The organism is Streptomyces sp. TG1A-60 (genome assembly GCF_037201975.1).
In the GTDB taxonomy this organism is placed as follows: Bacteria; Actinomycetota; Actinomycetes; order Streptomycetales; family Streptomycetaceae; genus Streptomyces.
Map to the genome: position 1 here is coordinate 5,239,533 of NZ_CP147520.1, position 13,502 is coordinate 5,253,034.

Consider the following 13,502-nt stretch of genomic DNA (forward strand, 5'->3'; position numbering starts at 1 on the left):
CGAGCCCGCCGAGCGCCCCATGAACGGACCCGCAGTTGGTCGCGGGCGTATGGCTCCGGTCAAGATCGTCAGTTGGCGGAGAAGTTCGCGGAAAGGGCTTCGCTGCGCTACGGCCGCCATGACACCCGGTGGTCGGACAGATGGTCGTACGTGGTCATCATCGCCTCCCAGCCGTCCGGGAACTTCACGGTCACCCCGAGCTGGACCGGCTCGGTGGACGGATGGTCGTCGAGGAGGTCGGTCACGCCCGCCCGGCAGACCACGACGCAGGCGTGCCGGTGCCGGGAGGCGAGGACGCACAGGCGCCCGGTCTCCAGGTGGAACGCCGTCGCGTCGGGGCGCCCGGACAGCGGGTGCAGGACGACCGTGACGTCGTACTCCCGCCCCTGGAGCCGGTTCGCCGTGTCCACGACCACGTCCGCGACCCCCAGTTCGGCCAGCGCGGAGCGCACGGCGGCGGCCTGGTCCCGGTGGGCCGTGCCGACCGCGATCCGGTCGGCGGTCAGCGGCACGGGGTCCTCGGACCGCTCCGAGGTCGCCGCGCCACCCCGGTCGAGGAGCCGCCGTACGACCCGCGCGACGGCCCGTACCGCCTCGGGGTCGGTGCGGGGTGTGTGCCGGGCCGGCAGCTCCAGCAGACCCCACCCCGACTCGGCCGCCTCGTCGATGACCCGGTCGGGGGCCGAACCGTCCGACGGCACCGCGAAGGCGAGCCGCCGGTCCCCGTGCCCCGTCCCGCTGCGGAACGGGGTGAACGGATAGAACGCGTCGGAGACCAGGGGCGCGGCGGACGCCGGGAGCCGCCACGACACCGGCAGCCGGTGCTGGGGCAGCTCGGGGTTGTGGGCGAGCAGCGTCGTCACCGCCGAGGCCGACGGGTCGTACGACAGCCCGGCCCACTGCTCGCTGCCCACGATCGCGAACGGGTCCAGTTGCCCGGGGTCGCCCACGAACAGCGCCCGCTCGAACAGCCCCGCCACGGCCAGCAGCGCGTCCGACCGCATCTGGTACGCCTCGTCGACGATCGCGTGCCGCCACGGTTCGACCCCCTTGACGTGCGCCCACTTCGCGGCCGTGGAGATCACGACGTCGAGGCCCGCGAGATCGGCCGCCTTCGTCGACTTCCGTACGTTCGCCAGGTCGTCCAGCGCCTTGTCGTACGGGTCGGTGTCGCTGCTGTGCAGCCGGCCGACCGGGAGGTCGGGGTCCTTCTCCGCGAGGCGGATCACCAGGTCGTCGACCTGCGCGTTCGTCTGCGCGATGACCATCAGCGGGTGCCCGGCGGAGGCGAGTTCGAGCGCGGCACGGACGACGAGGGTCGACTTCCCGGCGCCGGGCGGCGAGTCGACGACGACGCCGCGCGCCTCGCCGTGCAGGGTGTCGCGCAGGATCGCGTCGGTGGCGCGACCGGCGGCGGCCCCGGGGTCGAGCACGGCCTCGGCGGGGGTCACAGGACGTCCTCCTCGGTCACCGGGTCCGGTGGTGGTACGGCGTCGGGTTCACCCGGTGGCCCGCCGTGCGTCCACGGGGTCTCCTCGGGGTCCGGCAGCTTGGCGCCGCCCCGCTGGTCGTGCTCGAAGAGTGTGAAGCAGAGCAGATCGCCCTTCTCGGGCACGGATCCCGCCTCCGGCTCTTTGCCCCGCCCCATCTTGTCCATGATCCGCAGCACGAGGAGGCCTTCCTCCTCCTCGTACCCCACGAACTCCGCCGTCTGCGGCTTCCCGCCCAGCGAGCGGTACACCTTCGCGCGCTCCCCGAGATGCGGCCGGTCCCGCGTCCGTACGGTGACCAGCGGCCGTGGGCTGGGCCGCTTGCCCTCGCGGTACGCCATGACGACATCCGTGACCTCACCGGCGAACGCCTCCCCGGCCAGCCGTCGCCCGGCCATGACGAGCGGGTCGTCGAGGGCTTCCTGGGCGTCGAGCCGGGCCTGTTCGCGCTCCCGCGCGGCCAGTTTGTTCGCGGCGGTGACCGCGTCGTCGAGCCGGGGCTGCGGGGGCTCCCCGGCGACGATCCGGTCCCGGTGGCCGGTGAAGGACCAGCGGTCGCGGGTCCACCGGTCGGCCGCGTGGGCGCCCTCCGGCAGGGCGCGCAGCAGATCGAGGCCGTGCCAGACGGCGTCCCAGGTGGGCCGGGTGCGGCTCTCGACGAGGGCGCGGATCTCCCGCTCGGCGGCGGTCAGCGCACCGAACCGGTCGTCGGCCTCCAGGCCGTCCTCGGCGGCGGCCAGGGCGAGCCGTGCCCGGTCGTACCGCTCGACGGCCGGGGCCAGCAGCTCGTTGTCGAACGCCGGGTCGGTCGCGGGCCCGGAGGGCGGGCACAGCAGCTGGCCCTCGGCGTCCCGCGCCAGCTCGGCCCGCCGCGCCGCCGCCTCGCCCCGTTGCCCCTGCGGGGGGTCGATCCAGGCGAGCAGCGACCCCAGGTGCTGGTCCTCCACCCCGGACTGTCCGGTCGCCCAGTGCCGCGACAACAGGTCGGTGAGCGCGAGCAGCAGGGAGGAGCCCGGCACCCGCGCGCGCTCCCCGAAGTGGGTGAGCCACCGCCCGAGCAACGGCACGCGCGGCGGCGCCGGGTGGGGCGCCTCCGGGTCCTGCTCGGCGGTGCGTCTGAACCGCATGGACCGGCCGAGGAGCCGTACGAAGTCGATGCCCGTCCGGCTCGGCACGATCAACTGCGGGGCGTCCGCGCACAGTTCGACCTCGACCTTGGTGCGCTTGCCGGTCTCCGGGTCGGTTTCGTTGCGCTCGGCCGCCTCCACGACGTCGGCGTGGGCGTCGATGTACGGCAGGACGATGTCCGCCAGCTCGGCCAGGAACGCGAACCGCAGGTCGCGGTCCCGGGGCTGTGGCACCACCAGCAGCCGGGGGGCGTCCCGCTCGGTGCCGACGAGAGCGCCGAGCGGGGCGCCGGCCTCACCGGCGGTGGTGAGCGGCACGAAGACCAGCGGGCGGTCCGAGAGATGCCGGTGGCGGACGGTGGCGGCGGGCTGGGCGCGGCCCGTGCTGACGGCTTCGAGGCGGGCGAGGGTGGCGATCAGCGACACGGAGCCCCCTCCGGGACCGAACCGGGCAGCACGGCCGTGGTCTTCCGGCGCTCGACGGAGACTCCCAGCGCCTCCGCCCGCAGCTCCGCCGCCCTGCGCAGCGCAGCCACGGCGGGGTCGTCCGGGTCGCCGGCCCTGCCGTGAGCCGCCGCCAGGACGTCGTCGACCGTCGTGAGGCCGCCCAGCTCCGCCCGGGTGGCCCGGCCCAGGGACGTCACCGCGCCCTCCGTGCGGGAGCGGGCCCGGCAGTGGAAGGCCAGCTCGCAGGCGGCGAGGCACTCCGGGGCGTAGCTGGCGGGCAGCGCCTCGACGGCGGTCGTCAGCTCCTCCTGGGGGAGGGCGGGGGCGAAACAGGCGTTCTCGGGGAGGGCGTCCGCGATCTCCTCGATGCGCGTCAGCCGGGCCAACTGGCGGCGGGTGACCGCCCGCTGCTTGCGGACGTCCAGCGCGGCGGCCGTCGGCAGGTTGGTGAAGTCCTTGGGGCAGACCAGCAACACCCGGTGGCGGACCTCGGGGACGGGGGTGATCCGGGCGGCGACCTCCTCCAGCGCCAGTACGTAGACCGCGGACTGGCGGGCCGCCGCGCCCACCTTCGCCGGGTCCGCGGAACCGTCCAGCATCGGGAAGGACTTGATCTCGACGACCGACCAGGTGCCGTCCGGGTGGACCACCACCGCGTCCGGCTCCAGGAAGGCGGGGGAGCCCGCGACGTCGAGCGCGAGCATGGGGTGGTCGAGCAGTGCCCAGCCGCCGGCGTCCGTGGCCTCGCGCAGCGCCAGCGCCGTACGGGCGGCGCGGCCCTCGGGGCCGACGGCGGCGAGGTCGGGGACCGAGGCCGCGACCGGCGGCTCGGCGCCGGGGTCCAGTCTCTCGTGCGCCAGCCGCAGCAGCACCGCGCCGCCGTCCGCCTTGACCCGGGCCTCGAAGGCGTTGCCCCGCATGAAGGCGAACTGGGACTGGCCGAAGGCGGAGGGCGAGCCGAGGGCGTCCGCCAGTACCGCCTTGTTCACACCCGCGCCGTCCAGCAGCGCGCGGCGCTCGCAGCCCGGGTTGGCCGCGAGCGCGGCCAGGGCGCGCGCGTCCAGCGCCTTGGGTGGGACCTCGGGTCCGCGCAGCTCAGCGAGCCGCTGCCGGAGCGCCGTCCCCCGCGTCCGAGGGGCTGGCACCCGGCTCGGGTTCGATGATCCGCTGCCGTGGAATTCGCTCACCCGGGGAAGTCTGGCATCCGCCACCGACAACGGGGGAAACCGAGCCGCGTGAGGCGACCGCGCCGGAAGTGACGGGCTCCTCGACGCGCCCCCGCTCCCACCCCTTGACGCGCCCCCGCTCCCACCCCTCGACGGCCGCCCGCCCACCGCCGTCGACCCTGTCACCGGCACCGCCGTCGAACCGGCCTTCGGCCGCCGTCGCGAGGCCGGGTGCGAACCGGCACCGGTCCACGATCCGCAGCACCGGCGGTGTCAGCAGCAGGCCCGCGCCCATCACCGCGGCGCCCGCGACCGCGTCGAGGAAGTAGTGGTTGGCGGTGCCCATCACCACGACCGTGGTGATCAGCGGATACGCGACGGCCGCCGTCCTCACGAGGCGTGAGCCGCCGCCGAAGCGCCACAGGATCACACCGCACCACAGTGCCCAGCCCACGTGCAGGCTCGGCATCGCCGCGTACTGGTTCGTCATGCCGCCCAGGCCCCGGGGTGCGCTGGCCTCGCCGCCCCACCAGCCCCACGAGCTGTAGTGGGCCATGGTGTCGACGAATCCGTGCGACGGGTCGAGCAGGCGGGGCGGGCAGGTGGGGAGGAGGGTGAAGCCGATCAGGCCGATGAAGGTGGAGGTCATCAGCCAGGTGCGGGCCGCGCGGTAGCGCACGGTGTGCGACCTGAAGAGCCACACCAGGAGCACCGGTGTGACCAGGTAGTGCAGCGACGCGTACCAGAAGTCGGCGGGGACGCCGATCCAGGGCTCACGGGTGAACAGGCGGTTCAGCGGGTGCTCGGCGTTGAGCCAGAGGGCCTTCTCGATCCGCAGGATCGCCAGGCCGTGATCGACGGCGCCGGAGGTGTCACCGCGGGCGAGCAGCCGCCCGGCCGAGTACGCCCCGTACACCAGCAGGACCAGCGGCAGCTCGGCCCACCAGCGGAGCCGGGTGCTCGGCGCCGCCTCGGTAACCGGTGCGCCGGTGTCTCTGGTAGCCGGTGCTTCGGTCGCCTCGGTCTGCGGCATCCGAACGTCCTCCCCCGTCTCCGCGTGTGTCGGTGTTCAACTGTGTGTCGCTCAGGTGTGGCCCTTGTGCGGGACGCTGTCCAAGACGCAGAGATCGCCTCTCGGGTTGCCCTCCCACAGCGTGAGCGATGATGGACACATCCGCCTCGCAATTCTCCCTTCTCCCAGAAGGTGATCCGGAAAGGCTTCCCATGGCACCGCGCATTCTGCTGGCCCGGCACGGACAGACGGAATGGTCCCTGCTCGGGAAGCACACCGGCAGGACCGACATCCCCCTTCTCGACGAGGGCAGGCGCGGCGCCAAGCTCCTCGGGGAGCGCCTGCACCGGGCGCCCCTGGACGGGTTGTCCGGTGTCGACGTCCGGACGAGTCCGCTCAGGCGCGCGCGTGAGACCTGTGAACTGGCCGGCTTCGGGGAGCGGGCCACCGCGTGGGACACGCTCATGGAGGTGGACTACGGCGCGTACGAAGGGCTCACCCCCGCCGAGATCCAGGCCTTCCGGCCCGGCTGGCTCATGTGGCGCGACGGCGTCCCCGACGGGGAGACCCTTGAGCAGCTCTCCGCGCGCGCGGACGAGGTGGTCGCGTGGGCGCGGGGCGGGGACCGCGATGTGCTCGTCTTCGCCCACGGCCACATCCTGCGGTCCATAGCCGCGCGCTGGCTGGGCCTCGGCCTCGACTTCGCCGCCCGCGTCCGCCTCAGCCCGACGTCCCTGTCGGTCCTCGGCTGGGCCTACGGTGAGCCGGCGATCGAGTCCTGGAACGACACGGGGCACTTGGCGGGCTAGGCGTTCTGTCGGGCGTGCTTCGAAGGTCCCGTCCGGCTCGCGGCGTCTGGCACGGCACCGCGCCGGAGTGGTCGGGACCGCCCGCGTACGCGCCCGGGACGCGGGCGCCCCTCCGCCGTGCGACGCACCGCACGGGACGCCGCGAGCCCCGCCCCGGGCGGACGACGCCACTTTCGAAGCACGCCCTGGAGGCCGTTCTGAAAGTCCTGTGCCGCCCCGGTGGCACGACTGCCCGCGGCCGGGACGGGTGTCAGCGGCTGTGGCGAGCCGCTATGCCGACCGCGTGGCCCCCGCGTGCCGCTCCAGGAACGCCGACACCCCCGAAGCCCGCCGGTGCGGCAGCAGCACGCGCGCGGTCCCGGCGAGCATCTGCTGGACACGGGAGGACTGGACCTCGTCGAGGAGGTCGAGGACCCGCGTGCCGGCCGCCGTGGCCTCGTCGGGGCGCCCCCCGCGCGCGAGGTCGTCGGCGAGCTCGGCGGTGTAGAGCGCGATGTTGCGGGTGAAGTGCGGATTCTGGAGACCGGCCGCGCGGCGGGCGTGCCGGGCCGCGCGGGGCCAGTCGCCCAGCGTGGACCAGCACTGCGCCTCCAGGCCCTCCAGTTCGGCCTCCCCGTAGAAGCTCATCCACTCGGGGTCCGCGTCGCGGGCCCCGCGCGCGTACAGGGCCTGCGCGCGGGCGAGCGCCTGCTCGCAGCCGGTGCGGTCGGCGAGCCCCGCCCAGCCGCCCGCCTCCCGCAGGGCCAGCAGGGACATCAGCCGTGGCGAGCCCAGCGGCCGGGCGACCCGCTGGGCCGCCTGCGCGGCCCGTACCGCCTCGCGCGGCCGGCCCGCGTCGCGCGCGAGGAAGGCCGTGTTGCAGAACGCGTGCGCCTCCAGGCCCGGGTCCGCCGACGTCCGGGCCGTGGCCAGCGCCTCCGCGTAGTGCGAGCGGGCGTCGTCGAACCGCCCCGAGTCATGGGCCAGCCAGCCCACGGAGACGGCCAGCTCCCCCGCGCCCGCGTACAGGCGGTCGGAGGTGGACTGCCGGGTGGCGCCCGCGTCGAGCAGCGCGTACGCCGCCCGCAGCGGCGCCGAGGCCCTGCGGTACAGCCCGTCCGCGCCGTGCCGGTCGTCGAGCAGCCGGATCCTGCGTACGGCCGCTTCGAGGGCCCCCGCCTCCCCCGTGCCCGCGCGGTGGACGGTACGGCCCGAGGCCGAGGCCGTGCCCGCCAGGGCGAACGGGCCGAGCGAGGCCGCCACCGCGGCGGTACCTCCGGTCATGAACGCGCGACGTTGCACGTCGCTCTCCTCGTGGTTCTGGTACGTGTGCCGCGTGCCCGGCCGGCCGGGCACGCGGTCCGTGCCGCCTCGCGGGTCCTGCGTGTCGTACGTCTCTTGAGTGTCATACCGCTCGTACGCCCCCTGCGTCCCACCCCTCGTCCCGTGCGAGGAGTGCGAGCGGCTCTTGTCGTGAGAGGAGGGCGCCTCCTCGGCGGGACGCGCCCTCCGGCCACGTACCTCCGCGCGGGGCGCGAACCCCAGGTCGGTCAGGGTCCGGCCGGGGAACATATGCAGGAACACCCGTTCGTACGCGTAGTTGGGGCAGCGGATCTCGCCCGCCTCGACCCGCCCGACGTACCGCGCGTCACAGCTCACCCGCTCGCCGATCTCCCGCGCGGCCCGCCGTACCGCGGCGGCGAACTCGCCGGGTGAGCGCTTCCCGCGCAGCTGCCGGAAGGCGAGGTTCGGCCGCTGCGGACGGGGGGACTGGGATGAGGTCACCGATGACGACGCCATGGCCGGGCCCTCTCTCGCGAACCGTCGGACCGTGCCGGATTCAGGAGGACTCGTGTGCGTGCTGCACGGTTGGATCCCCTGTGTCCGGCGGGGCAAGAACGTACCCGCCCCGTCGGTGCCCCCACGCGAGGTTTGGCTACAAACCGGATATCTCATCCTTGATCTGCCATGAACCGCCATCCTTTGCGGCGCGGTTTCGCCGTAGCCGTTGACACACCGGCGCGTTGGGCGAAGTGGAGTTCGGCCCGGGGGGTGGGATGGGCCGGTGTGCGGGCCCGGTCGCCGGAGGGTTGTGGTGCTTCGGCGGCTGCGGGTTCGTCGTGGTGGATCGCGCGGTTCCCCGCGCCCCTTCAGGGCGCCCTTGGCGCCCGGCGTGCCCCCGCACCCGATAATGGCTGAATGGGCAGGTCGAAGAAGGGGCAGGGGCGGCGGGGGCAGGGGGCCGACGCCATGGTCGAGGCGGTCGACGGCGGGCTCGCGGAGCTGGTGCCGGACCGGGACCGGGCGCGGGCGTGGACCCTGCTCGTCGACGGGGCGCCGCAGTCGCATGTCGACCTCGATGATCCGGCGTATCTCTCCTTCGAGTACCAGCGCAGGCTCGGGCATGTCGTCGACCTCGTCGCCCCGCCCGGCCGGCCCGTGCACGCCGTGCACCTCGGCGGTGGCGCGTTCACCCTCGCCCGGTACGTCGCCGCCACGCGGCCCCGGTCCACCCAGCAGGTCGTCGAACGGGACGCCGCGCTCGTCCAACTGGTCCGGCGAGAGCTGCCGTTGGACCCGAACGCGCGGATACGCGTGCGGTCGACGGACGCGCGCGAGGGCCTGGCCAAGGTGCCGGACGGGTGGGCGGACCTGGTGGTCGCGGACGTGTTCAGTGCGGCGCGCACCCCGGCGCACCTGACGTCGACGGAGTTCCTCACGGACGTACGGCGGGTGGTGAAGCCCGGCGGACTCTACGCCGCCAACCTCGCCGACGGCCCGCCGCTCGCCCATCTGCGCGGCCAGATCGCCACCGCCGCCGTCGTCTTCCCGGAGCTGGCGCTGGTCGCCGACCCGACCGTGCTGCGGGGCAGGCGATTCGGCAACGCGGTCCTCGTCGCCTCCGACCGGCCGCTGCCCGTCGCCGAACTGACCCGCCGCGCCGCCTCCGACCCGCACCCCGGCCGCGTCGAGGACGGCAGGGCGCTCACCGACTTCACGGGCGGCGCGGCGCCGGTCGCGGACGCGGCGGCGGTGGCCTCACCCGCGCCGCCGCCCTCGGCGTTCCACTGACCCCCGGGCGGGCGGCGGTCGGGCGGTCACCGTCACGAGTTCCGCCGGCTCGCCGGGTCGACCGGCGGTGACGTACGCCTCGGGTCGTCGATGCCGGGCGGCACCGGGGTGCGGATGTGGATCCGACCGGCCGGTGAGGACGGGCGGGCGACCGCACGGAGGGGGCACCGGGGGGCGGTGCGGCGGCGCGGACCCGCCGGGTTGATCTCGGCCTTCAGGTGGTCGTGGTCGGCGCCTTCGAGCGTCAACTCAAAGCCGTCGCACCGCCCGCATCGCCCGCGTCGCCACCGCCGCGTAGCCGATGCCCACCGCGAGGGAGGCGAGGAGGGCGAGGGTGGGGAAGTCGTGCTGGAGGTGGGGGTAGACCTGGAAGTGGGTCAGGTAGATGTAGAGCGAACTGCCGGCGAGGAGGCCGGCGAGGCGGTTGAGGGGGCCGAGGCTGGGGAGGGTGGGGACCCAGACCAGCAGGGTCAGGCCGGCGATCACCAGGGCCGTGCGCAGGTGTTGGTCCGGTGAGAAGAGGCCGGGGGTGGTGAGCAGGAGGGTCGCCGTGAGCAGCAGGCGTTGCCGGGCCGTGGTCGCGCGGGCGGCTGCCCAGCCCAGGGCGAAGAGCCAGAAGACCACCGTGGGTCCGAGGTGGAAGCGGGCGGGGGCCAGGCCTGGCAGGTCGTAGCGGCCGAGGAGGCCGACGGCCAGCAGGGCGAGGGGTACGCCGAACGGGTGTCGGCGCTCCAGGCGGTCCAGCAGGGGGAAGGCCGTCAACACGGCCAGGGCGACCAGGAAGTAGAGCAGCGCCTCGATGAACCAGTAGTGCCACTCGTGGCGTTCGGTGCCCTGGTCGACGAGGCTGTTGAGGAGGAGGGCGTTGGCGGGGTCGTAGAGACCGGTCATGACGACCGCGCCGGTGATCCACACCGCGCTCGGTACGGCGATCCGGGCGATGCTGCGCCACAAGTGCCGTACGCGCTCGCGGTGTTCGGCGTCGGTGAGGTGGAAGCGGGCGAAGTTGTAGCCCGCGACGCCGATGAGGACGTGGGCGGCGCCCTGGAGAGCGAAGAGCTGGATGTGGGAGCCGACGATCAGGACGATGCCGACGGCGCGCAGGGCGATGCCGGTTTCCAGGGTGCGGCGGGTCCGGGCGGGAGCGGGAGGCGGCTGTTCCCCGGCCGTCGTCGAGGTGGAGGCCGCCGGCGGGCGCAGGTCGCGGATCCGGCGGGTGTGCCAGTCGGGTGGGAGGGCGCCGAGTGCCTGCTCCAGGCGGAGGGACATCTCGACGTAGCAGAGGGAGTCGCCGCCGAGGCCGACGAAGGTGCTGTCCTCGGTGACGTCGGTGCGGTCGAGGATCTCGGCGTAGAGGGCGCGCAGGTCGTCCCCGGGGGGCCTGCTGTGGGTCGTGCGCCCGTCGGCGGTGGGGTGGCCGTCGTCCGTGGAATGCCCGTCGGCGGTGCTTCCGTCGCCGGTGTGGCTCCCGTCGGCCGTGACGCGCCCACCGGTCGTGGGGCTCCCGGTACGCGTGGAGTGCACGTCGCTCGCAACGCGCCCGCTGTCCGTGGGGCGCGCCGGTGCCGTCGCGGAATCCGGCGCTGTCGCCGTCGTGGAAACCGCCGCGGAGGCCGGCGCGGGCGGGCGCGTCAGGCGGCGTACCGCCGCGTAGTCCGGCTTGCCGGTGCTCAGGCGGGGGAGACGGGCTTCGGGGAGGGCGCGGAGGCGGACCGCTCGGGGCGGGAGACCGCAGGACTTCGCCGCGAGCCGCCGCAGGCGGGGCTCGTCGGCGGTGGTGCCGGTGGCGGTGATCGCCAACTCCTCGCCGTCGCCGGTGCAGTACGCCTTCACGCCGTGCCGTTCCAGAGCCGCCTCGACGCGCTGGGGGTCGATGCGCAGACCGAGGATCTTCGCGAAGCGGCTGCGGCGGCCGACGATCTCGTAGAGGCCGTCGGGGGCCTGGCGGGCCAGGTCGCCGGTGCGCAGTTCGGTGATGGTGCGGCCGAGGGCGAGGTCGGCGGGGCTCTCGGCGTAGCCGAGCATCACGTTGGGGCCCGAGTACACCAGCTCGCCCACGTCCGGGCCGTGCCCGGCCCCCCTCACGTCACCCCCGTCCGCGTCGCCGTCGAGCGGGCGCAGGCGGAAGGAGCCGCCGGGGACCGGGATTCCGACGGCCTCCGGCCGGCTGGTGGCGAGGTGGGGCGGGAGGTAGGCCATGCGGGCCGTCGCCTCGGTCTGGCCGTACATGACGAACAGGTCCCAGCCGGAGCGCCGCCCCGACTCGGCGTAACGGGCGACGCGTTCGGGCGCGAGCCGGCCCCCGGCCTGGGTGACCCGGCGCAGCCGCGGCAGTTCCATCCGGTCGAAGCCGACCCGGTCGAGCAGGTCGAAGGTGTACGGAACGCCGGCGAGCGAAGTGGCGCGGGCGGCGCGGAACTCGGTCCAGAAGGCGTCGTCCGCGACCGACCGCTCGGTGAGGAGCAGTCCGGCGCCGCGCAGCAGGTGGCTGTGGATGACGGACAGGCCGTAGCAGTAGTGCATCGGCAGGCTGGTGGCCGCCCGGTCGGTGTCGGTGATGCCGAGGTAGCCGGCGATGGACTCGGCGTTGGCCTGGAGGTTCTCGTGCGAGAGCCGTACGAGTTTGGGGGAGCCCGTCGAGCCGGAGGTGCTCAGCAGCAGGGCGAGGTCCGGGTGGAGGGTGTGGGCGGTCCCGGGGTGGCGCTCGTCGAGGGTGCAGGTGCCGTCGGTGTCCGGGCGGGCCACCACGTCCGGGGCGTAGGCGGCCGTGAGGGAGGCGATGCTGTCGTCGCTGTCGCCGGGGACGAGCAGCACGGGGTGGCCGGCGGAGAGGGCGGCCAGGTAAGTGACCAGCACGTCCGCCCGGTTGGCCCCGGCCAGCAGCACCAGCCGCCGTACGGGCCCGAGTCGCTCGGCGGTGGCGGCGACGCGCTCGGCGAGGGCGCGGTAGGTGACCTCACCCGCGGGGGTCTGGAGGGCGACACGGTCGCCGTGCGCCGCGAGTTCGCGTGCGAAGGGCACCGCGTGCGGTCGTACGGGCTGCCTCGGGAACGGGACCGGGGCGGGGCGGGGAGCCGGGGCGGCGGACGGGGCCCGGACGGGGCCGGAAGGGTGGATCACAGGGCGCGGCCTTTCCGGGACAGCGTCCGCGGGTAGCACGGCCCCCTTGACGCTTAGGCAAGCTTTACCTTATTCATAGCATGTTCATAGTTGGCTAAAAAGCGTCACTTCGCCACTCGCCGATCGACGACGCGACCTGCGGCGTGGCGGCGAGCCACGCAGGAAAGGCACCCACATGCGACGCCCTCTGGCTGGCCGGATCACCGCGCTCCTCGCGGCCGGTCTGCTGCTCCCCGCCCTCGCCGCGTGCGGCTCCGGCGACGACACCGACACCGACGCCAGTGGCTCGGGGGACGGCGGTGACGCCGCCCTCGTCATCTACTCCGGCCGCAACGAGAAGCTGGTCAAGCCGATCCTGGACAAGCTGGAGAAGGCCGTCGGCGCCGATGTCGAGGTGCGCTACGGCGACAGCGCCGAACTCGCCGCGCAGATCCTGGAGGAGGGCGACCGCACCAAGGCCGGGCTGTTCTTCTCCCAGGACGCCGGGGCGCTCGGCGCGCTCTCCAAGGAGGGCATGCTGGCGAAGCTGCCGCAGGCCACCCTCGACAAGGTCGACCAGGCCTACCGGAGCGGCGAGGGCGACTGGGTGGGTCTGTCGGGGCGCGTCCGCGTCATCGCGTACAACCCGGACGAGGTGGCCGCGGACGAGGTCCCGGACAGCGTCCACGACGTGGTGGAGCCCGAGTGGAAGGACAAGGTCGGCTTCGCGCCCACCAACGCCTCCTTCCAGGCCTTCGTCACCGGCATGCGTGTCCTGGAGGGCGACGACGCCACGCGGAAGTGGCTGGAGGACCTGAAGGCCAACGGCGCCAAGACCTACGCCAACAACCTCGCCACCCTCGACGCCGTGGAGGCCGGCGAGGTCTCCCTGGGCCTCGTCAACCACTACTACTGGTACGAGCGGGTCGCCGAGAAGGGCGAGGACGAGGTCGACGCCAGGCTGCACTTCCTGCCCGGCAAGGACCCCGGCGCGCTGATCAACGTGGCCGGCGCCGGCGTCCTCGCCGACAACGGCGAGCAGAGCGCGACCGCGCGGAAGGCCGTGGACTACCTGCTGTCCGAGGAGGCGCAGACCTACTTCGCGGACAGGACGAAGGAGTATCCGCTGGCCGCGGGCGTCACCAGCACCGTCGAGGGGCTGCCGCCGCTGGAGTCGCTCGAATCGCCCGACATCGACCTCGGCAAGCTGGAGTCCCTCCAGGAGACGCTGGCCATGCTCCAGGACGTCGGGCTGGTCTGACCGGCCGTGAGTACAACCGAAGCCACCCCGCGCCCGGCGA

General features: G+C 74.2%; 10 protein-coding genes. 3 read left to right on the top strand and 7 right to left on the bottom strand.

The annotated features are described in order from the left end of the window. Positions 1 to 107: 107 nt before the first annotated feature. Genes WBG99_RS22785 through WBG99_RS22800 form a run of 4 tightly spaced genes read right to left on the bottom strand, consistent with a single transcriptional unit; the run spans position 108 to position 5,263 of the window. Entirely contained in the window at positions 108 to 1,451 is a 1,344-nt protein-coding gene (locus WBG99_RS22785) for an AAA family ATPase (protein ID WP_338898089.1), read from the bottom strand. Continuing rightward, a complete protein-coding gene (locus tag WBG99_RS22790) occupies positions 1,448 to 3,043 on the bottom strand; it encodes a hypothetical protein (RefSeq protein WP_338898090.1) in 1,596 nt (531 codons plus the stop codon). Before WBG99_RS22790 ends, WBG99_RS22785 begins: the two co-directional genes overlap by 4 nt. After that, positions 3,034 to 4,209 (bottom strand): hypothetical protein, encoded by a 1,176-nt coding sequence (locus tag WBG99_RS22795; RefSeq protein WP_338898091.1) that lies wholly within the window; start codon positions 4,207 to 4,209, stop codon positions 3,034 to 3,036. The genes WBG99_RS22790 and WBG99_RS22795 overlap by 10 nt, the downstream gene beginning before the upstream one ends. Next, positions 4,160 to 5,263, bottom strand: coding sequence for a phosphatase PAP2 family protein (locus WBG99_RS22800; protein WP_338898092.1), 1,104 nt, complete (start codon positions 5,261 to 5,263; stop codon positions 4,160 to 4,162). Before WBG99_RS22800 ends, WBG99_RS22795 begins: the two co-directional genes overlap by 50 nt. Positions 5,264 to 5,454: 191 nt before the next feature. Here WBG99_RS22800 and WBG99_RS22805 point away from each other — a divergent pair, with 191 nt between their 5' ends. Next, positions 5,455 to 6,051, top strand: coding sequence for a histidine phosphatase family protein (locus WBG99_RS22805; RefSeq protein ID WP_338898093.1), 597 nt, complete (start codon positions 5,455 to 5,457; stop codon positions 6,049 to 6,051). 270 nt (positions 6,052 to 6,321) lie between these two features. On the opposite strand, the gene WBG99_RS22810 is transcribed toward WBG99_RS22805, so the two are convergent. Beyond that, positions 6,322 to 7,830 carry a hypothetical protein gene (locus WBG99_RS22810; RefSeq protein WP_338898094.1) on the bottom strand — a complete coding sequence of 503 codons (1,509 nt, stop codon included), beginning with the start codon at positions 7,828 to 7,830 and terminating at the stop codon, positions 6,322 to 6,324. A 399-nt stretch (positions 7,831 to 8,229) separates the two neighbouring features. Here WBG99_RS22810 and WBG99_RS22815 point away from each other — a divergent pair, with 399 nt between their 5' ends. Further along, positions 8,230 to 9,102, top strand: a complete 873-nt coding sequence (locus tag WBG99_RS22815) for a fused MFS/spermidine synthase (RefSeq protein ID WP_338898095.1) — start codon at positions 8,230 to 8,232, stop codon at positions 9,100 to 9,102. A gap of 32 nt (positions 9,103 to 9,134) precedes the next feature. Here the strand turns inward: WBG99_RS22815 and WBG99_RS22820 are convergent, their stop codons facing one another. After that, on the bottom strand, positions 9,135 to 9,350 hold the full coding sequence (locus WBG99_RS22820) for a hypothetical protein (RefSeq protein WP_338898096.1): 216 nt from the start codon (positions 9,348 to 9,350) through the stop codon (positions 9,135 to 9,137). A gap of 1 nt (position 9,351) precedes the next feature. Beyond that, positions 9,352 to 12,123 carry an AMP-binding protein gene (locus WBG99_RS22825; RefSeq protein ID WP_338898097.1) on the bottom strand — a complete coding sequence of 924 codons (2,772 nt, stop codon included), beginning with the start codon at positions 12,121 to 12,123 and terminating at the stop codon, positions 9,352 to 9,354. 274 nt (positions 12,124 to 12,397) lie between these two features. On the opposite strand from WBG99_RS22825, the gene WBG99_RS22830 reads away from it, so the two are divergent. Further along, positions 12,398 to 13,462 (top strand): iron ABC transporter substrate-binding protein, encoded by a 1,065-nt coding sequence (locus WBG99_RS22830; protein WP_338898098.1) that lies wholly within the window; start codon positions 12,398 to 12,400, stop codon positions 13,460 to 13,462. The last annotated feature ends 40 nt before the right edge of the window (positions 13,463 to 13,502 follow it).